The sequence below is a fragment of the Mycolicibacterium stellerae genome, assembly GCF_003719305.1.
GTDB lineage: Bacteria > Actinomycetota > Actinomycetes > Mycobacteriales > Mycobacteriaceae > Mycobacterium > Mycobacterium stellerae.
This window is the reverse complement of record NZ_RARC01000004.1, coordinates 235,469-254,461: the sequence shown is the minus strand read 5'-3', so window position 1 is coordinate 254,461 and position 18,993 is coordinate 235,469. Positions and strand designations below refer to the sequence as shown.

Here is an 18,993-nt window from a genome sequence, read left to right as displayed (position 1 = left end):
CGCCCACGATATAGTCCGGCCCATGCCAGTACCCGCACCCAGCCCGGATGCCCGTGCAGTTGTTACAGGTGCTTCGCAGAACATCGGCGAGGCGCTGGCGATCGAGCTCGCCGCGCGCGGGCATCACCTCATCGTCACTGCCAGGCGCGCGGACGTGCTTCAGACGCTGGCCGACAGGATCACCGAGAAATACGGCGTGGTCGTCGAGGTGCGGCCGGTCGACCTCGCCGACGCGGCCGATCGCTCGAAACTGGCCGAGGAGCTTGCCGACCGCAACATCTCGATCCTGTGCGCCAACGCCGGGACGGCGACGTTCGGGCCGGTGGCGAAGCTGGATCCCGCCGACGAGAAGGCCCAGGTACAGCTGAATGTCCTTGGAGTGCACGACCTCGTCCTCGCCGTGCTGCCCGGCATGGTCGAACGCGGCGCGGGTGGAATCCTGATTTCCGGTTCGGTGGCTGGTAATTCGCCGATTCCGAACAATGCAACGTACGCGGCGACGAAGGCGTTCGTGAACACGTTCAGCGAGTCACTGCGCGGCGAGCTCAAGCGTGCGGGCGTGAATGTGACGGTGCTAGCGCCGGGCCCGGTCCGCGAAACGTTGCCCGCCGAGCACGAGCAGTCGCTGGTGGAGAAGCTGATCCCGGACTTCCTATGGATCTCGACCGAATACACCGCCAAGCTGTCGCTGGACGCGCTGGAGCGCAACAAGATTCGGGTGGTACCCGGCGTGACTTCGAAGGCCATGTCGGTGGCCACCGGATACGCTCCGCGCGCGATCGTCAGCCCGATAGTCGGCGCGGTCTACAAGAAGCTCGGCGGCGACTAGCGGCGCTTATCGGCGTCGACGACCGGTGCCGAAGATGCTGCGGGTGATCTCGCGGCCGATGACCGTACCCGCCGAACGCATGGCGCTCTTGAACGCCGGGCTGCTCATCATCTTGTCGAACATGCCGGGCTCGACGGACTTCCTCGCCGTCACCGTGCCCTCTGCGCTCGCCCCACCGCTCGGTTGCGGGGGCACGTAGACCGGCGGCGGCAGCGACGGATCGTTGGCGGGCGGCTGCTGCTCCGGCGGCGCGAGCCGCGCGTTCAGCCGTTCGTAGGCCGACTCGCGGTCGATCGTCTGGCCGTACTCGGCCTGCAACGGGCTGGCCTGCGCGGCTGCCTTGATCGCATCAGGGCCGATGGTGTCCATCAGCGACCGCGGGGCGCGCATCCTCGTCCACGCCACCGGTGTCGGCGCACCCTTCTCCGAAAGCACCGTGACGATCGCCTCTCCGATACCCAACGACGTCAACGCCGACTCCAGGTCGTAGACAGTGGTTTTCGGGTAGGTGCGGACGGTCTTGGAGAGCGCCTTCTGGTCGTCGGGAGTGAACGCACGCAGCGCGTGCTGAATGCGGGCGCCGAGCTGGCTGAGCACATTGTTGGGCACGTCCGTGGGCAGCTGCGTGCAGAAGAAGACGCCGACGCCCTTGGACCGGATGAGCTTGACGGTCTGCTCGACCTGCTCGAGGAACGCCTTGGACGCGTCGGTGAACAGCAGATGGGCCTCGTCGAAGAAGAACACCAGCTTCGGCTTGTCGACGTCACCGATCTCGGGCAGCGTCGTGAAGAGGTCGGCGAGGACCCACATCAGGAAAGTCGAGAACATCACCGGCCGAGCGGCCTGGGTGCCGAGTTCGAGCAGGCTGATGATGCCGCGGCCCTGCGGGTCGAGGCGCAGCAGGTCCTTGGGCTCCAGCTCGGGCTCGCCGAAGAACGTGTCGGCGCCCTCTGCCTCGAGGTTGACCAGTGCGCGCAGGATGACGCCCGCGGTCGTCGGCGACACCGCACCGAGGTTCTTCAGCTCGGGCTTGCCCTCGTCGCTGGTGAGGAACTGGATCACCGCACGCAGGTCCTTCAGGTCCAGCAGCGACAGGCCCTTCTGGTCGGCCCAGTGAAAGATCAGGCCCAGCGTCGACTCCTGAGTAGCGTTGAGCCCCAGCACCTTTGACAACAGGATCGGCCCGAAGCTGGAGATGGTGGCCCGGACAGGCACGCCGATACCCGATGTACCCAGCGACAGGAACTCGACGGGAAAAGCTGTCGGCGTCCAGTCGTCGCCGGTGTCCTTGGCGCGTTGCGTTGTCTTGTCACCGGGCTCGCCCGGTCGCGAGAGACCGGATAGGTCACCCTTGACGTCGGCCATCATCACCGGAACGCCTGCGGCGGAGAGTTGCTCGGCGAGCACCTGCAGCGACTTCGTCTTGCCGGTGCCGGTTGCGCCCGCGACCAGACCGTGACGGTTGACGGTGGCCAGCGGAATACGTACCTGCGCAGTCGGATCTACGGTGCCGTCAACGACGACTGTGCCCAGTTCAAGCGCCTGACCCTCGACGGCGTAGCCGGCGGCGATCTGCTGGGCGGGGATTGCTGTCGACTCGGTCGTCATGGATCGCACATTACTGTGCAGACCCCGACCCGGTGGGTGTGGTGAGATACCCGATCGCAGTGGGCCTAGTGTTGGTTGCCGTGCGTGAAGAACTGGTGTGGATCGACTGTGAGATGACCGGCCTGGACCTCAAGTCCGACCGTCTCATTGAAATCGCGGTCCTGGTGACCGATGCCGACCTGAACATCCTTGGCGAAGGAATCGACGTCGTCATCCACGCACCCGATGAAGCACTGTCGGGAATGATCGAGATCGTCGCCCAGATGCATGACCGATCCGGCCTCACCGAAGAGGTGCGGGCATCGACGGTCGACGTGCCAGCCGCCGAGGAGATGGTGCTGGACTACATCCGCGGTCACGTCAAGCAGGCCAAGACCGCTCCCCTCGCGGGCAACTCGATCGCCACCGACCGGGGGTTCATCGCCCGCGATATGCCGGCGCTGGACAACTACCTGCACTACAGGATGATCGACGTCAGCTCCATCAAAGAACTCTGCAGGCGCTGGTTCCCGCGCATCTACTTCGGCCAGCCGGAGAAGGGCCTGGCGCATCGCGCGCTGGCCGACATCCACGAGTCGATCCGCGAACTGCAGTATTACCGGCGGACGGCCTTCGTCGCCCCGCCCGGGCCGTCGACCAGCGATATCGCCGCGATCTCCGCCGAACTGAGCCCGTCGGCGTCCGACGGCGACCAAATGGATTCGGCTGCTGAGCGTCCGAGCGGCTAATATCGACGACGCCGCGGTGCCCGTTGGGTCAGCGGCGATGGTGGCTGTAGTTCAGTTGGTAGAGCACCAGGTTGTGATCCTGGCTGTCGCGGGTTCGAGTCCCGTCAGCCACCCCGCAGGTCGGAGGGCTTTTCAGCCCTCCGACTTTTTTCTTTCAAGGCCTCGGCTGCCTCGTGGCCGCTGGTGGTGAGAGCGAACCACGTGCGGAAGACCCAGTTCTGGTCGTCATGATGAACGACGTACTCGTCGTAGATTCGAGCCATCGCGTCATCCAGCGACAAATTCCAGGGCTCGACACGTTCGTCGGATCCGCCGACGATGTTTCCCACCACCATCTGCCCGTCATCGATCAGCGATCGAACAGTCCGCAGCAACAGCTCCTGGCGAGCGGACAGCGAGTCGACCGCTGCGTGTCCGACGACGCTATCGACGTGAGCCAGCGGCAGGCAGTCGCCAAGCGCGTCGCGCAGCAGCTGTTCGCGCACATGTGCTGATATCGGATCTAAGGCATCGCTGCCGCCGACTCCGTGTGTCTCCGTCATGTTGATCAGGGCTCGGGATCGGCTTCTTTCAAGGCTTCGGCTGCCTGTTCGCCGCGGACGGTGGGGGCGAACCATATGCCGAACACCCAGTTCTGGTCGTCATGGTGCACGACGTACTCGTCGTGAATCCGTGCCATCGCGACGTCCAGCGACATGTTCCAGGGCTCGACACGTTCGTCGGATCCGCCAACAATTCCGCCCACCACGATGAGCCCGTGCTCGATGAGCGACCGAACCGCGCTCAACAACAGTTGCTGTCGAGTGGACTGCGAATCCGCAGGCGCATGCCTCGCTGCCACATGGTCGAAATGGGCCAGAGGCAGGCAAGGGTCGGAATGCACGTCGCGGAGCAACTGATCGCGCAGTCGTTCCGAACTTTGGTCGACGCCATCGCGGCCACTCAACCGTACGGCTCCATCACGGTGATCCTTTTCGTCAGCGTTCTGAATCGGGTATTCCGTCACCGATGACAGGTAGCTCTTTAGTGTGCGGCGGTCCGACGAAATGCGGCAAGGCGTTATCCGGAAGAATGCCGCCGCCCACGAGGCGTCCCGGCAACCCGCAATCGCGACCGCTCCAGATGCGTCAGCGTCGGAGTACTCGACAGCCGCGGCTGAGGCCGTTGTCGCCGTGGCTTGCAGTCGCAATGCCAGCCGGGCATTAGTGGAATCGACGTCACTATGCGCAGCGGTGACCGCAGCGATCGATGGTTGCTTCCCACCGCCCCATACCGCAGGCACGGCAATAGCGGCCAGAACTGCGGCCTGCCGTTCGTGGTGACCGCCCAATGTCGACAGTCCCAGCACGTCGACTTCGATCGGCGCCATACAAGCAGCCTAAGTGCCCGCTTGTGGGCGTCACGCACAGATTTCAGCGACGGTTCCGACCAACTGCGGCATGTGTCGCCGTAGGCTCCGGTCACGATCACGCGGCGAGGAGCACCGTTCATGAGCAGCATGGCCAGGATCGCCTTGATGACTACCTGCGCCGCCCTCGTGGTGACAGCGTGCTCTTCGACGCCGTCGACGACGACGGGATCGGGTACGACGACGACTGCGGGCACCCGGTCAGCGTCTTCGCCACTCAAGCCCATTGATCAGGCAGGGCTGCAGGCCATCGTGGAGAAGGCCACCAAGGAGATGCTCGTGCCCGGAGCGGTCGTGGCGATTCGCACGCCGCAGGGCAGCTACACCGTGGCGGTCGGCACGACCGAGCTTGGCAAGCAGACGCCCCCCGACGCCGAGACACACTTCCGGATCGCGTCGAACTCCAAGACGATGATTGCGGCGATCGTCGTGCTGCTCGCGCAGGACGGCAAGCTCAAGTTCACCGACCCGGTGTCCGACTACGTCTCCGATGTGCCGAACGGCGCCAACATCACCGTCGCCGATCTGCTGAAGATGCGCAGCGGACTCTACAACTACACGAGCGCACCGGAGCTCTCGGCGGAATTGGATGCTGACCCCTCGAAAGCTTGGACGTCTCAGGAGGCGTTGGAGATCGCGTTCGCCCATCCGCCCAACGCCCCACCCAACACCACCTACGAGTACAACAACACCAACTTCGCGCTGCTCGGGGTGATCGCCGAGAAGGTCGGCGGCCGGCCGTTGGCAGACCAGTTCACCGACCGGCTCTTCAGACCGTTGGGCCTGCAGCAGACATCGCTACCGGCGATCGACGACACGTCGATCCCGGATCCGTACTCGCACGGCTACATGTACGGGGGGTCGGTCTATGCGATGGTCGACGATCCCTATCCGGCCGACATCAAGGCCGCCGCGAAGGCCGGGACGCTGAAGCCCATCGACTACACCAACCAGAACCCGTCGTACGCCCACGCGGCCGGCGGCGCCATCTCCACGGCCGACAACATCGCAACCTGGATTCAGGCCCTGGTGTCGGGCAAGGTCTTCAACGCCGAATTCCAACGGATTTGGCGGGAAAGCGTGCAGCCCGAGGACCCGGATAATCCGGACGGGCAGAAGTACGGCTACGGCATCTCGTATCAGCGGTTCGGCCCGACAGCGGCGATGTACTACCACGGCGGTGAAATGCCCGGTTTCAATTCGTTCATGGGATACGACCCGGATAACGATGTCTCCCTGGTCATTTGGACAAACCTGACCATCTCGCCCGACGACAACACGACTGCGCAGGCACTGCTGCCGACGATGCTCGACGAGATCTACACCGGCCTGTCGCTGGCGCCCACGCCAACGCCGACCACGAGATAGTCGAATGACGCTCGTGCGTCAGATGTTGGCGTTACCGGCGCGCCACTGATCCCACGGGATGTTCCAGTCACCGAGGCCGTCCTCGCCGGGCAGGGTCGACCCAACGGTGTTGGAGATCTCGACGACGTCTCCGCGCTTGGTGTTGTCGTAGAACCACTGCGCGTTGCTGGTGCTGACGTTCAGGCAGCCGTGGCTGACGTTGCTGTAGCCCTGGCTGCCGACCGACCACGGCGCGGCGTGCACGTAGATCCCGCTGTAGGAGATCTGCGTGGCGTAGTCCACCTCGGTGCGATACCCGTTGGGCGAGTTCGACGGCACACCGTAGGTCGACGAGTCCATCACCATGTGCCCGAACCGGTCGCCGACGATGTAGGTGCCGTTGTTGGTGGGCGTGCTGTTCTTGCCCATCGAGATGGGCATGGTCTTGACGACTTCGCCGTTGCGTCGGACGGTCAGCGTCTTGGTGTTGTCGTCGGCGGTCGCAATGACCTCGTCACCGATGGTGAAGTGCGTCGTCATGTTCTCTTGGCCGAACAGGCCGTCGCCGAGGTCGACGCCGTAGGTGTTGACGGCGACGTCCACCGTCGTGCCCGGCTTCCAGTATTGTGCTGGGCGCCAACGCACTTCGCGGTTGTTGAGCCAGTAGAAGGCGCCCTCGACGGGCGGGTTGGTGGTCACGGTGATGGCCCGCTGCGCCGCCAGCCGGTTCGGGATGTTCTCGTCGAAGCGCACGGCGACGGGCTGACCGATGCCGACGACCTCGCCGTCGTTGGGCAACAGGTACGGCATGGTGAGGTTCTCGGGCGAGTGCGTCTGGAACGTCATCTGCTGGCTCGCGGCGCCGCCAAGGCCCAGCGACTGTGCCTGCAGCGTGTAGCGCGTGTTGTAGCCGAGCGGCTCGGTGGTGTGCCACGTCAGGCCGTCGGGACTCAGCTCACCGGCGACCGGGGTGCCTTCGTCGTCGTTGACCATCGAAACCGCCCCAAGGACACCGTCCTCGGCGCCCACCGTCACGGGCTGGTCCACCGTCACACCTACGGCGCCGTCCTTCACCGACGCGGTGAGCTTGGGCACCAGCAGGTCGCCGAAAGGCGTGCCCTTGTCGTTAATGACCTGGGGTTGTGGAGGAGCCGAGTTGCCGCCGCACGCGCTGAGGCTTAAGACCAGGGCCGGTACCACCGCGACGGCCATCAACCAGGCACGAAAACGACGAGGACGGGCCATATCGTTGACCTGCCACATACTTTGCTCCAACTCATAACGGGTCGCGCTGATCGGGATTCTTGGCAATAGTCTAAGGGCAACCTGAGTGTCAGCGCGACTTCGCTGAGAGTCTCCTCAGGCCAGGGGGCGGAAAGGGATTTCACCCTCCGCCACAGCGCCTGTTATTGTCGCTCACGCGCGCCGTTAGCTCAGTTGGTAGAGCAGCTGACTCTTAATCAGCGGGTCCGGGGTTCGAAACCCTGACGGCGCACTTCAGAGGTGTATTACCTCGGCTGATGCTTGACGTTTCTACTTCGGTTGATGGCTGACAGTGTTTCGGCTGATGCTTTAACACCTACTTCGGTTGATCCTTGACACTCCCTAGATGAGGGAGTTGAGCGTGGCCGAGCAGCGGTATCAGGCCGTGTTGGCAGTGATCAGTGATGGAATGTCGATTTCGCAGGTCGCCGAGAAGGTCGAATCAGGGTTGACCGGCCGCCTTCCACCCGGCTGACATCGGCGTCGATGTCACCGCGGTCGAGATGCGCGTGCAGGAATTGCGCCGTGGTGAGGCTCAGGTGCAGATCCGACTGCATGCTGATCTCGACGCGCGCGCGGGTCATCACGAAGTCCAGCACGTGCCCGCCGCGCGTGTGGTCGTGGTCGAGGTAGTGCAAGTGGTACCCAGCGACGGTGACGCCCTGCTCGTAGTCGGGCATGCGAAAACCCGCCATCACACCTTCGGTGTCGTCGAGAACGGTCTCGCGCTGATTCTTCGTCGCTTCCGTCATCCCCACGTAGGGCGGGTCTTGCTTGGTCACGGTACGCGTGTGAATTGCACTGAACTGACCGGTAATTCGGATCGCGTAGATGAGGTTGGCGCTTTCGATCTTGTCGTTTATGGCGGCGGTGAGGCCGTTGCGGTCGGTGGGGCCGTCGATGTCGAAGGCTTGGTCGGCGTGAAACCATGTCACTGCCGCGAACGGAGTCAGCTCCTGACCGTCGGCGCGGTTGACGCTGCCATTGGCGTGGAGGTGGTGGGGTCTTGGTGCACCCCATGCGGATGCTCCCAGTGAGCGAGCCAGGTGCGCAGCCATGGAGAATGTTGATATTTTGCGGCATAGGGTCAATCCGTCCTTTGCGATCGTGCAGAGCCGCCCTGATTGGTCCGCTGACGAAACTGCGGACATGTGGACCTCACAAGTGTGCGATGGTGACCGGTTGGCGCCCGTGGTCTGAGCCCCGCCGGGGAGTGGACGTCGCGTCGCAGCACTCCTAGGTCTTGGCCCGTGAGGAATTGACGGTCAACGCGCTCAGCCAACCGCTGATCGGGTTGAATACTTTGCAACGCAACCGAACTCGCGCAACTCAGTTCGTGCGCAACGCAATTGGGTGCTGATCTGTTCGCCTCAGGAGTCGATCTGCCGTCCCCCCATCATTTCGGGCGCGATCCGAGTGTTGATCGGTGTGGACGGGGTGGCCCGGTGGGCTGTCAGAATTGTCTGTGTGGGTTCAGTTAGCGGTATGGGCTCTCGCGGCGCGCGCTCAGGTAGTTGGCCTTGTCGCTACGACGGTGGCCGTCCAGCGGGTCGCTGCGGTGATCGATATCCCGAGCAGTTCGGCGAGCACGGGGGCGGGCTTTCAGCCGTCGGAATCGACGGGCTGTGTGTGGATTGCTGAGTTGCCTCCGTGGCGTTTTGCCTCGAACATCGCATGATCGGCGTGCCCAATGAGGGTGTCTAGCAGTGCGGCGGGATCAATCTCAGGCGCCAATTTGGCCAGGGCCACACTGGTGACGCCCATGCTGGCAGTGATCGGGGCGCGATCAGCCGGTGCGGCGACCGCTGAAAGTACTCGCTCGGTGACGCGTTCTGTGTGGCCTGGCTCGGTGAGATCGACGATGACGAATTCCTCGCCGCCGAGGCGTGCCACCAATGCACTGCCGCGAACGGCGGATTTGATCCGTCGTGCGCTGCGGACCAAGACCTCGTCGCCTACAGCGTGACCGAAGGCGTCGTTGATGCCTTTGAACCTGTCTAGGTCAACGACCATCACCACCACGTGGGCGTTATTGAGATATCCGTCGCGCACCAAGTCTCCGACCTGCATGTGGAGCCCGCGCCGGTTCAGCAGACTGGTCAGCGGATCGGTGACCGACTCGTTCGCATCGCGACGCAAAGCCCATATCGCGGCTTGGAATCCCAGCGGTGTCCCGGCCACCAGTGCCGCCGACAGGAGTGTCTTCGCGGTGAAATCAACGACGTCGAGCTGCGCGTCCACACCAACTTTTACGGCAACGGCCGCCGTCGTCACCAGCACCCACCCGATATGGCCCGCGAGCACTTTTGGACCATCGAAGAACACCAAATACACCGACAGCATGGCGAAGAAACCGAACCCGAACGAGGCCAGCACCCAACTTCCATCCAGCAGGACCATCACGGCAATCGCGAGGTCGGCGGAGAAGACGAACGCGAGCGACGTCGAACGCGAGGGCCACGACCGACAACACCAGACCCACGCCCAGAAGACTTGTAGCGCGACGAACACCGCTACTGCGACTTTCGACGCGAAGGTGCTCGCCGACGGCAGCAGGACCACGGCCGAGATCACCGCGTCCATCCCCGTACCCAGGCCGATCAAGATTTGCACCGCCCCGGACATCGCCCTCTTGAAGTACTGCACCTGGGCGGCGTAATCGACCGGCTCACTCCACCACTCGCGGACGAGGCGGACGAACACACCAAGGCTTTTCGAATAGTCTGGCAAAACCACCACTCCCAGCAATCCTTGCAACCCACCTGCTCTCGGGGCAGCCAATTCAGGTCATGCCTATTCTGAGCACAGCAACCGCGTGGAGTCAGGATAGCGGGTTCGAATCCGCAAGATGCGGCATGTTGAAAGTCTCTTTAGGAGCTGCTCGGCAAACGCATCCCGCTCGAATCGGACCCTCGGCTCGTACTCCGCGCGCCCGCGACACGTGAGAAGCAGTCGGCCACCGTGGCGGCCGACCGCGCGGGCCGCAGCGTCACCAGGACTAGCGCCGAAAACGGTCCGGAACGCCCGTGCCTTTGTTCACGGTGCGCTCGCCGACGCGGTGTATGGAAATTCTTGGCCGACAACCCTGCAACCAACGTCAAGCCGCCGCGACTGCCCCGAACCCGCCGCACGGTGTGGAGTCCTGAGGAGATTCAGAAGTTCCTGGCAGCGGTGCGCAATTACCGGTTCGCGGCGCTGTTCTTGCTAGAACTCACTACCGGTATCTGCCGCGGTCAGGTCTGCGGACTCAAGTGGAGCGACGTCGACCTCGATGCCAGCGAGGTGACCGTCCACGACAGCCGTTGCAACGCTCCTCGCGGCATTAAGCTGGCTTATCCGACTTCGGTATGTCCGACGCGCGAACAGTGTTGAGCACCGTGTGCCCCTGCTGATCGACTAAGCGTGTGAATAGTTCCTGCGCAAATCCGAAAACCAAGGCCCAGGCGAGGATTTGAGCGGTGCTGTCAAGTGCACTCAGGCCGGGGACGAAATTGCCACGCATGAGCATCAGTCCAAGGAACGCTGTGACTGCGCCAGTGGGAAGCTTCAGCATGGCGAGTGCAAGAGGTATCCCGTACCGTTCCGATGACCCTTTGATGGTCCTGATCGCCGCAGCCGACGCGACCGCGGCGGCGATGAGGCCGACGAGCTCCACGACCATGAGGTCAGGCGGTTTCGCCGTCTTCTCGACAACAAGATCGTTGTCCAGTACCAACGGCCAGGCAACCTCCTGATCCGATGAACCCCGATCAGCAAGGGCTGCTGATTGCGCCCGCTCATCGGGTGTGGCCGACTGCAACGGAATGTATGGTCCCGACTGGTTCGTCGGACACACGACCACCGACTTGCCGCCGTCCTGGGGTGCGAAACACAGTGGTAGCCAAGTCGGCTGGAAGTAGCCCACGACCGCCACACCAACAGCGAGAAGTGTCATGATCACCGTCACCAGCACCACGACGTTGCGGAAACTGCGCAGCCGGACGTTGACACGCAACGCCTCCGAGCTTGCCGCGCGGACCGTGGTGACGATCTTGCCGCGCTCTCTGGAGATCGTGTCCAGATCGAGCATCTGCGTGAGCGCCCGTTGATCTCGCTCCTGGCCGTTGCCGGCCAGTCGGCGCTCGGGGTCGTTGATGCCGAGGCCGCGGGCGATCCATTCGAACTCCTGTCGACCCGGGTCGGTCGGTTTGAGATGGCGCTGCACGTGTCTGAGCAGCGATGGCATTTGACCGAGAATGTACTCAGCGTGCGCGATATTGAGGAGTTGAGCCTCGGCGGCATCCAGGTTGCTTCGCGCCCGCTCGATCCGCGGTCCGTCACCGAACACCCACAACCGCCTGCGGGGCCCGTCCGGCTTCTTGCCGCAGGCGGCCTCCCTGGCGGCTTTGAGGTGAATTTTGATCGCCTCGACCAAAGGTGACGCCCTATCCAGTGATTGGCTCTCCACTGCCCAGTCGCATAGCGCCTCGAGTTCGTAGGCCCGTGTCAGGGTGCTTTCCCGCCACGCCACCGACACCGGTCCCCCGACCGGTTCGAACGTCGGGGCGGATTTCGGATCAGGTTTCTCCGATCCGTTTCCGTGATTGTCGGTCATTGTGATTCCGGACATGCTCATATGAGTGCACCCCCTTTTCTTCTGCCGGTGCAGCGGTAATCGAATTCTGACCGCGCCAGTAACCTGAGACACGAGTAATCGGCTACTCGAATCGGGTCTTATTAGGATTGGCAGCGACACCGTGCAAGGCGATGGCTGCACGCGGAGCCAAGCTGCCACGACAACACCCCGCCGTTCGAGCACAATGACCGCATCTTCGGCGCCTGACACCTCGAAATCGACCGTCACGGTGCCCGACGTCGAGGCGGTGGGACCGCGCTGGCGGACACGCCGCGGCGCCGGCCTCACATCAACGCGGGGTTGACCAACTCAAGTGCTTGGCTTCGAAATGCGTCGACAAGCAGGCGGGCCGCTTGATCCTGTGCCGTATGCGGGTCCGCGCCGACGACGCCCTGACCGTGTCGACGCCGACGTCGTCGCCGCAGCCATGATCGACCGCCTCGTGCACCACGCCCGAGTCATCGCACTCAAAGGAGACAGCTACCGCATCAAAGACAGAGACCTCGGCCGCGTCGCCAGTGTCAGGGCCGACGACCAATGAACCCCAAACTGGTCAATTTTCGATTGCCGCCAGCTAATCAGTTTTCAATTGCCGTTGACAGGCATCGCGCAATGCATCAGTCGGGCCAGGCCGCAGCCGGAACTCGATCATGTCTGATCGTCTTGGCGGAATACTCCGACTTTCCGCCGTTCTCTGATTACCACCCACCAAACTATTACGCGGTCCCCCTCGCATTGCCTTCCACGCCTCAAATGTCCTGTCGGGTGTCACGTCGAATCCGCCACATTTCAGAACATGCTCTGACCCGCTCAAGCGAAGTGGGGCTAACGGGATTCGAACTCCGGACGTGGTGGGCATGCAACTGTCGTCAGCGATGTCGTCGGAGTTGTGGTCACCAGCGGAGTAAGTAGTCGCTGACTCGACGGCGAAAAACGATTGATGATCGCGACCTCGGATTATCGATTACGCATTCGCGGCGCCCCCGAAGTCATCGCGGAGAGGACGTCCCCGGCTCTGGTATAGCGCGGCATCGGCTTGTCCATACAAGTCGGCGATGCTGGCGTCTAGCGGGGTCTGCGTAGCCGTTCCAAGGCTGACCCCCGGCGTATTTAACTCGATACTGCGAAGGAACTTCTCCACAACCTCGGGTCTTTCCCCGGCGATGCAGGCGGCGAACTCGTCGCCTCCCAGTCGGGCCAAGACAGCGCGTCGAGGAATGGCTCGTGCCCAGCGGTGCGCGCACTCCATGATGCGACGGTCGCCGGCTTGGTGTCCGTATGTGTCGTTGAGGAGTTTCAGGCCATCGATGTCGAGAACGACGACAGTGACCGGTACCGGAGTCGCCCGAAACCGGGCCAGCAGCTCGGTCGTTGCGATCTCCCAGCCCGCGCGATTGAGCAGGCCAGTCAGGGGGTCCGTGCATGCAGCGGTGAACATCGCACGCATGAGAAGCCCGAAGGACTCAGCGGCTCCGGTGATCGCAACGACGATGATGAGAGCGGTAATGACACCCACGTGAGGCGCCGGTGCGACAACGACGGCGATCACGCAAGCCGTGATGAGCGAGCCGATCAGCGCCCAGGCTTGGCGGGGTGGGTGAAATGCTCGTAGATACATCGCCAGAAACATCGGAGCGATCAAGCAGACGTATTCGGCGGTCATCGTGACGTGAAAGGCCATCACGACGGGGGTGGCCACAATCGCAACGACGGTAGCCAACATGACGTAATCCGGCTTCACAGTTAGACAGGCCAGCGCCCCCGTCCCGAGGAAGATCGCGATGATCCCTCCGGTCGGGTTGCCGTAGGTGAGGTCGGTGCGCACCGGAAACAACGTGAATACGACCCCATACACATAAAGAAATGTCGTAGCGCTCAAAAAGATTCGCAACAACCGCAGTCGCTGATCACCGTAGAAACGGTCATTCGCGCCGGCGAGCGAGGTGAGACGATACATCAGGACAACCTGCCTACAGCTGAGTCGCTCGCCGGCCGCGAGGCCGACACCACATCACCGGGTTGCCCCACGAATTGCGCCATTCCGCTCGATTGTGAGACAGAACGTTCGACCATGCCAAATCACGCGAAGCAGGAACGTCTCGGGCAGCCCTTTGCAGCGGATCGTAATCTTTGATCCGCCGATCGCCTCCGAGGGCCTCGAATGTGATGCAGATGTTCGAACGACAACTGTCGTCAAGGCGGATTTTCAACTGATCAGGTCGAGCGGCGGAATATGCAATTCGCCTGCTCAAACGAGTAGAGCTGGCAAGACGTTACTCGAACCTCGTGCGATTACTCCCCTACCACCTACGAAATCTGCACCAGGGCCGCGAATCGGCGCACGTCACGACCTTCACACAGATCTCGCCGCCTACGGTTCCTTGAGCCCGACATCGGCAGCATCGGCACCGCACATCCCGAGTGCGCCAGGTTTCGGTGGGTCGCGGCTGAGCAGATATACATTCCTGGGACGCCGACCTTGTAGGGCGACAAGGTGACGCGGACCGAAAGTCAACTGACGAATGTCCTTGGCGCCGGTCATGATGTCCCCACCGCCGAAGTTGGGGTTGTAGTCAGCCATCTGTACGGCGCTCCGCACAGCCATCCCGATGATGCGCTTGCGGACCCCCGGGGCGAACCGCTCGATCTGGGCGACGATCGCCTCGGTGGCATCGCCGGAATATCCATGCGGGACATGGGCGTAAGTCCACAGCGTGGATGTTGCCCCCGACGACGCTGCACTCGCGGTTTGCCGCCTCCGGTGGTGGCACAACCCGCTCGCCCTTGCGACCGATCGCGTGCAGGACGCCGTCAGGGAGATGTAGTTGCTGTCATGACTTGCGTGTGACGCACGTGGCCCGTCCTGGCCCCACCCGTCATGCGCCCGTAGATCAGCCCCTCATCGACTTTGGCGCAGTCCTGCGGTGCCGGACCCGAGTCGCGCGGTGACTGGCCGATACCCTTCGATCAAGACGTCGCCCTCGGCGACCAAGCGCAGCACAGCTCTCGACCTCGGCCCAGTGGGGGAATTACTCGCCCACTGTCATGTCCGGCGTAGCGCGTGCAGGAAAGACGCGGCCGGATATTGCCGACCTAGTGGCACTTAATTAACAGGTATGCTTCCTCAACGACGAAAAGTTCGGGGAGGCTGTTCATTTGGGTACTGGAACGCAGCGTGATCAGCACATCGAGCGGCGGTGTGCCGTCATGCGGGTGGCCGACGACGCAGCGCACCCACGCGACACGCCATTGGTCGCCCTGGATTCGTCGGTGAGCAGCGCGGGAGGCCCACGCAGTATTGGCCGACTCGGCCGTTGTCACAGTGTCCCGATCTTCGCTGTCAAAGCCCGGTATCTTCCGAGTTCGCGAAAACCGCTATCCTGGCCAGACTCGATTGCAGCTCTGGCTCGTCCAGCAGGGCTGGATTGGCCGCCCGAGAGGGCGGGCTGGTTGCAGGAATAGCTGGGGTGTGGTTTGCCGGACTATTCGAGAAGCTTTGGTGTGTTCGGCCGTCTTGTCCGTGATTGGTGGCGTGAGCCGGTCGACTATGCAGCCCAGGTGCAGTATTTCACCAAGCGGTCGATGGCCGACGCGATCAGAGTGATGATCGGCGCTGGGACGGGGATTGTCGCGGTCGTTTCGCTGGCGATCCAGTTGCCCTCCGCCAGTTCAGACAGCATCGCGTCTCACGTCGTCGCGGCACTGTTTGCCATCTTGACGATCTTTTGGGCTTGCATCTGGTGTTGTCGGCCGTGGCCGTCGCGACGATGGTCGATCGGGTTCATCGTCTCCTGCGATATCGGGATCGCCGTGGTGGCTCTGCAGGATACAAACTGGCTGAGAGCGTTCTTCGGGTTCAACGCGTTTGCGCTGATCGGCGTCTATCTGATGTTTTTCGACGGGCCGAAAGTCCTTTCGCTGCATACGGTGTGGATACTGGTGTCGACGACGGTCTTTGCCGTGCACGTCGGCGGGGGGGACTTTGACGGGGTCGCCTTCGCCGCCAAAACGTTGATGGCGACGGCGGGTGTGGTCGCGACTCCGTTGGGGATCCAATTCGGGATCTGGACTCTGCGCAACGACGCCAACGTGTCGGTCACCGATCCGCTGACCGGCCTGCTGAACCGGCGCGGACTGCACCTTCATGTCGGCGACCTGGTGCGCGACGGGCATTCCAAGGACGCCCAACTGCTGGTGATGGTCGTTGATCTGGACCGGTTCAAAGGCATCAACGACACCTTCGGTCACGCTGTCGGTGACGAGGTCTTGATCCGCAGTGCACGACGGATCAAGTCCGCGGTTCGCGGCAGCTCATTGGTGGCTCGGGTCGGCGGGGAGGAATTCGTCATCGTCGAGCTCACCGATCCAGGCCACACAGAACGCATCACCGAGCGGGTGAGGTCCGCAGTCGGTGCGCCGGCTGATCACGCTCCGATCACCGCCAGCGTGGGCGTCGCCAGTGTTGCCCTGGCCACCTTCGCCGCGCCTGGGATTGACCCTGCCGCACTGCTCGACACCATCGTCGGGCACGCCGATCATGCGATGTTCGACGCCAAACGCCACGGCGGCAACTCAACAATCCACATACAGCCCGCCGATTCCGACGGCTGAGTTCAGTCGTCGGCCCGGTCCCGCAGCTGCCAGACCTGTGCGCCAGCGCGGGAGTTAAAACCCGTCAAGCGGCCGCGACCGCTGTTGTCTACGGTGGTCCGCCGGGGCCGCCACCGGAGTGCGGGGGCGTCCGAGGACCCGACCCTCCGCCGATAAACGGGCTCGACGTGGGCGGCCGTGCGACCGTGGGTTGCTGAGGCGACGCTGGGACTGGGCCGCCCGCGATCGGACGGGATGGCATGGGCGACAACGGACCCGGCGGCGCACCGACGGGTTCGTCCATCGGCCCATCGGATTCGTCGGAACCGGCGGGGTCGGCGACCGTCGGTGCGGAACCAACAACTCGCGGTGTCGGAACTTCGGTCGGCGCGATCGTCGGCGCTGCTGTGGCAGACGGCGGTGCCGGGTCAGGGGCAGGCGGTGCGGCGGTCGCTGACGGCGACGCCACGGTCGGGACGGTGACCGCGTCTGGCTCTGGCGAGGGCTGCGGCACCGAACCGGTGAGGTTGGTCGGCGTCACCGAGGGGGGATCCGGCCGCGCCAGCGCTATCAGCAGTCCCGCCGAACCGATCAATGCCGCCATCAAGGTGGCCAACACCGCTTCCCCGCGGAACCGCCGCCGCGGCGGTAGTTGTTGCCCGGCAACCCCATCGAGGCCTCGCGGCGGTCCCCCGACGGCGTGCCGCAGTACCGGTCCCAGATAGCGCCGGCCGTAGTCGCTGACGTCGGCCCGAGTACTCAGTCGCCGATCTGGGTCCGGCACCAGCAATACCGCATGCGCCACTCGCACCAAGATGTGAGCCAACGATTCACTGTCGTCGAGGTGCACGGCGGTGTCTGTGGCTAGCGCCTCGATGCGTCGGGCGGTGAAGTCGATAACCGCTGGCAGGACCGGGCCGGCCGCGGCGGTCAACGGCGCCAGTTCGTCCTCTGCCGCAGCAGTTCCGAGTTCGATGTGCAGTCGCCACACCACGTCGGTGAACGCGCCGAGCACTTGGTCTTCGAACGTCGCTTTGTCGTCTGTCACGGCAAGCGCCGCGTCGATGGCCGTCCTCACGGCGCTCCCCAGCGCATCCGGCCCGGCGCCCGGGGTCGGGCCCCTGTGGTGACGCCCCGTCATCTCTTGTCCTCGCTCATCGTCCACAACCACCCGAGCCGGGCCTGCACATGGCGTAGACCAACGGGACGAAACGCCGTCGCGCGTAATCGGCAATCGCGACAAATGTGTTTGAGGGGCCGGACAGGTTGGGCGCCAACAGCATCGACTGGATCAGCCGGGTAGTTATCTCCTCGAGAAGTTCGGCGTCGATCACCAGGCCGGCGCTACGGTGCGCGGTCATGCCGATGATGTCGACCAGCCACCGGGTGACGGCGGTGATGACCGCGGCGATCGACACCTGCGCCTCCGGCAAGATGGTGTCGGCGTCGGAGCGCACCGCGCCACCGACGATGGGGTGGCTGTCGAGGAACCAGAAAGTCGAGGCGAACGCCTCTGCGATCATGTCCTCGAGCTGTTCGTGTGCATGGACGCGCGATTCGGTGTCGTCGATGCCGGCGCGAAAGTCCCGAATGACCACCGCGCTCAAGATGTCGGTAACCGCCCCCCACTGCCCGTAGATGGCGTCCTCGGAGACGTCGGCGTGCCTGGCGATGTCGCTTATTGTCGCGTGCTTGACGCCGACGAGGGTGCACAGATCGGATGCCGCGGCCAGGATGCGCTCCGACGCGCAGGTTGGTGCCACCGCACCTGGTGTACCGAACTCGCTCGGCATGGCGGTCACAAGTTCTCACCGTTGGGGTTCGGTGATCGCCGGGTGCGACCCCTGTGGTCAGGGACGAACACCGGTCACCACGGCCGATTGGGTCAGCGGTTGCAGATAACGCCGAGCGTAGGCGTCGACGTCGGCCTTTCGGCGAAGCGGCCGGCCGGGATTGGGCACCAGCACCAGCGAGTGCGCCAGCCGCAGCAGGATGTCGGCCAGCGATTCGGGATCGTCGAGTTGCACCCCACTAGCCGCGGCAACGATGCGCAACCGCTCCGCGACAAAGTCGAGCGCACCGGGCAGAACCGGAGCGGCCGCGGTGGTCAACAACGGAAGCGCCGTCTCGGGTTCGATTCTCAGCTCGCGCGCCATCAGCGGATGCGTGTGCACGGACCAGACGACCTCGATGAACGCCGTGAGCACCTTGTCGTCGAACGTTGCTTCGTCATCGATGGTCCGGAGTGCAGCATCGAAGACGGCGTGCACCTCGCGGATGACGGCAGCGCGCAACAACTCATCTCGGGTGCTCCAGCGCCGGTAGACCGTCGTGTGTGCGACGCCCGCGGTCTTGGCCACCAGCTCAACCGTGGCCTTTTTGAAACCGAAGTCGGTCAAGACCTGCAACGCCGCGTCGAGAATCTTCTCGCTTGTCGCATCCGTTGACGGTTCGGGAACCGGCGTCGGGTCCCGGCTAGCCATCACAGCATTCTCCACTTCCGCAACTCAATACGTCCCCCGATTAGATATCACGCCCGTATGAGTTTTTCCGTACGTCTGGCGCTGCGCTAGGAAGTGTGGAGAATCGTAACATCCGAGCGCTG

Annotated in this window: 15 protein-coding genes, 2 tRNA genes and 3 pseudogenes; 7 read left to right on the top strand and 13 right to left on the bottom strand. The window is 63.5% G+C overall.

The genetic code is table 11. From position 1 onward, the window contains the following. Nucleotides 1-22: 22 nt before the first annotated feature. Entirely contained in the window at nucleotides 23-829 is an 807-nt protein-coding gene (gene cmrA, locus D6M19_RS08440; protein WP_123024722.1) for a mycolate reductase, read from the top strand. Nucleotides 830-835: 6 nt separating this feature from the next. Here cmrA and D6M19_RS08435 read toward each other — a convergent pair whose 3' ends face one another. Continuing rightward, the gene (locus tag D6M19_RS08435) at nucleotides 836-2,437 is read right to left on the bottom strand and encodes a helicase HerA-like domain-containing protein (RefSeq protein WP_123024721.1); all 1,602 of its coding nucleotides are present in this window, start codon (nucleotides 2,435-2,437) and stop codon (nucleotides 836-838) included. An 80-nt stretch (nucleotides 2,438-2,517) separates the two neighbouring features. Between D6M19_RS08435 and orn the strand changes: the two genes are divergently transcribed. Both orn and D6M19_RS08425 read left to right on the top strand, forming a co-directional pair. After that, on the top strand, nucleotides 2,518-3,165 hold the full coding sequence (gene orn / locus D6M19_RS08430; RefSeq protein WP_123024803.1) for an oligoribonuclease: 648 nt from the start codon (nucleotides 2,518-2,520) through the stop codon (nucleotides 3,163-3,165). A gap of 40 nt (nucleotides 3,166-3,205) precedes the next feature. Continuing rightward, nucleotides 3,206-3,278: transfer RNA gene (locus D6M19_RS08425), tRNA-His, on the top strand. On the opposite strand, the gene D6M19_RS08420 is transcribed toward D6M19_RS08425, so the two are convergent. Together D6M19_RS08420 and D6M19_RS34170 are read right to left on the bottom strand one after the other, a co-directional pair. Next, on the bottom strand, nucleotides 3,270-3,650 hold the full coding sequence (locus D6M19_RS08420) for a hypothetical protein (RefSeq protein WP_123024720.1): 381 nt from the start codon (nucleotides 3,648-3,650) through the stop codon (nucleotides 3,270-3,272). The genes D6M19_RS08425 and D6M19_RS08420 overlap by 9 nt on opposite strands. Nucleotides 3,651-3,712: 62 nt before the next feature. Continuing rightward, a complete protein-coding gene (locus tag D6M19_RS34170) occupies nucleotides 3,713-4,534 on the bottom strand; it encodes a hypothetical protein (protein WP_164478393.1) in 822 nt (273 codons plus the stop codon). A 120-nt stretch (nucleotides 4,535-4,654) separates the two neighbouring features. Here D6M19_RS34170 and D6M19_RS08405 point away from each other — a divergent pair, with 120 nt between their 5' ends. Beyond that, nucleotides 4,655-5,941, top strand: coding sequence for a serine hydrolase domain-containing protein (locus D6M19_RS08405; RefSeq protein ID WP_123024717.1), 1,287 nt, complete (start codon nucleotides 4,655-4,657; stop codon nucleotides 5,939-5,941). Between the two features lie 18 nt (nucleotides 5,942-5,959). Here D6M19_RS08405 and D6M19_RS08400 read toward each other — a convergent pair whose 3' ends face one another. After that, nucleotides 5,960-7,183 (bottom strand): L,D-transpeptidase, encoded by a 1,224-nt coding sequence (locus D6M19_RS08400; protein WP_123024716.1) that lies wholly within the window; start codon nucleotides 7,181-7,183, stop codon nucleotides 5,960-5,962. Between the two features lie 159 nt (nucleotides 7,184-7,342). On the opposite strand from D6M19_RS08400, the gene D6M19_RS08395 reads away from it, so the two are divergent. After that, nucleotides 7,343-7,415 (top strand) — tRNA-Lys (locus D6M19_RS08395). Between the two features lie 166 nt (nucleotides 7,416-7,581). On the opposite strand, the gene D6M19_RS08390 is transcribed toward D6M19_RS08395, so the two are convergent. The 3 genes from D6M19_RS08390 to D6M19_RS34785 all read right to left on the bottom strand — a co-directional run bounded on the left by D6M19_RS08390 (nucleotide 7,582) and on the right by D6M19_RS34785 (nucleotide 12,026). Continuing rightward, complete coding sequence (locus D6M19_RS08390) at nucleotides 7,582-8,241, bottom strand: acetolactate decarboxylase (protein WP_164478392.1); 660 nt, start codon at nucleotides 8,239-8,241, stop codon at nucleotides 7,582-7,584. A 544-nt stretch (nucleotides 8,242-8,785) separates the two neighbouring features. Continuing rightward, nucleotides 8,786-9,922, bottom strand: coding sequence for a GGDEF domain-containing protein (locus tag D6M19_RS08385; protein ID WP_164478391.1), 1,137 nt, complete (start codon nucleotides 9,920-9,922; stop codon nucleotides 8,786-8,788). 583 nt (nucleotides 9,923-10,505) lie between these two features. Next, nucleotides 10,506-12,026 carry a hypothetical protein gene (locus D6M19_RS34785; RefSeq protein ID WP_234834763.1) on the bottom strand — a complete coding sequence of 507 codons (1,521 nt, stop codon included), beginning with the start codon at nucleotides 12,024-12,026 and terminating at the stop codon, nucleotides 10,506-10,508. Between the two features lie 181 nt (nucleotides 12,027-12,207). Between D6M19_RS34785 and D6M19_RS08370 the strand changes: the two are divergent. After that, nucleotides 12,208-12,339: pseudogene (locus tag D6M19_RS08370) on the top strand (ATP-binding protein); the annotation flags it as partial. A 423-nt stretch (nucleotides 12,340-12,762) separates the two neighbouring features. Here the strand turns inward: D6M19_RS08370 and D6M19_RS08365 are convergent. The 3 genes and pseudogenes from D6M19_RS08365 to D6M19_RS34780 all read right to left on the bottom strand — a co-directional run. Continuing rightward, nucleotides 12,763-13,755, bottom strand: a complete 993-nt coding sequence (locus D6M19_RS08365) for a GGDEF domain-containing protein (protein WP_123024713.1) — start codon at nucleotides 13,753-13,755, stop codon at nucleotides 12,763-12,765. Between the two features lie 414 nt (nucleotides 13,756-14,169). Beyond that, a pseudogene (locus D6M19_RS08360) lies at nucleotides 14,170-14,517 on the bottom strand (FAD-dependent oxidoreductase); the annotation flags it as partial. A 43-nt stretch (nucleotides 14,518-14,560) separates the two neighbouring features. Beyond that, a pseudogene (locus tag D6M19_RS34780) lies at nucleotides 14,561-14,799 on the bottom strand (CoA transferase); the annotation flags it as partial. 500 nt (nucleotides 14,800-15,299) lie between these two features. Here D6M19_RS34780 and D6M19_RS08350 point away from each other — a divergent pair. After that, nucleotides 15,300-16,409 (top strand): GGDEF domain-containing protein, encoded by a 1,110-nt coding sequence (locus D6M19_RS08350; RefSeq protein ID WP_234834761.1) that lies wholly within the window; start codon nucleotides 15,300-15,302, stop codon nucleotides 16,407-16,409. An 88-nt stretch (nucleotides 16,410-16,497) separates the two neighbouring features. Here the strand turns inward: D6M19_RS08350 and D6M19_RS08345 are convergent, their stop codons facing one another. From D6M19_RS08345 to D6M19_RS08335, 3 genes are all read right to left on the bottom strand, one after another. Then, on the bottom strand, nucleotides 16,498-17,466 hold the full coding sequence (locus D6M19_RS08345; protein WP_164478390.1) for a hypothetical protein: 969 nt from the start codon (nucleotides 17,464-17,466) through the stop codon (nucleotides 16,498-16,500). Nucleotides 17,467-17,542: 76 nt separating this feature from the next. Next, nucleotides 17,543-18,181 carry a TetR/AcrR family transcriptional regulator gene (locus tag D6M19_RS08340; protein WP_234834775.1) on the bottom strand — a complete coding sequence of 213 codons (639 nt, stop codon included), beginning with the start codon at nucleotides 18,179-18,181 and terminating at the stop codon, nucleotides 17,543-17,545. A gap of 57 nt (nucleotides 18,182-18,238) precedes the next feature. Further along, a complete protein-coding gene (locus D6M19_RS08335; RefSeq protein ID WP_123024710.1) occupies nucleotides 18,239-18,871 on the bottom strand; it encodes a TetR/AcrR family transcriptional regulator in 633 nt (210 codons plus the stop codon). Nucleotides 18,872-18,993: the final 122 nt, after the last annotated feature.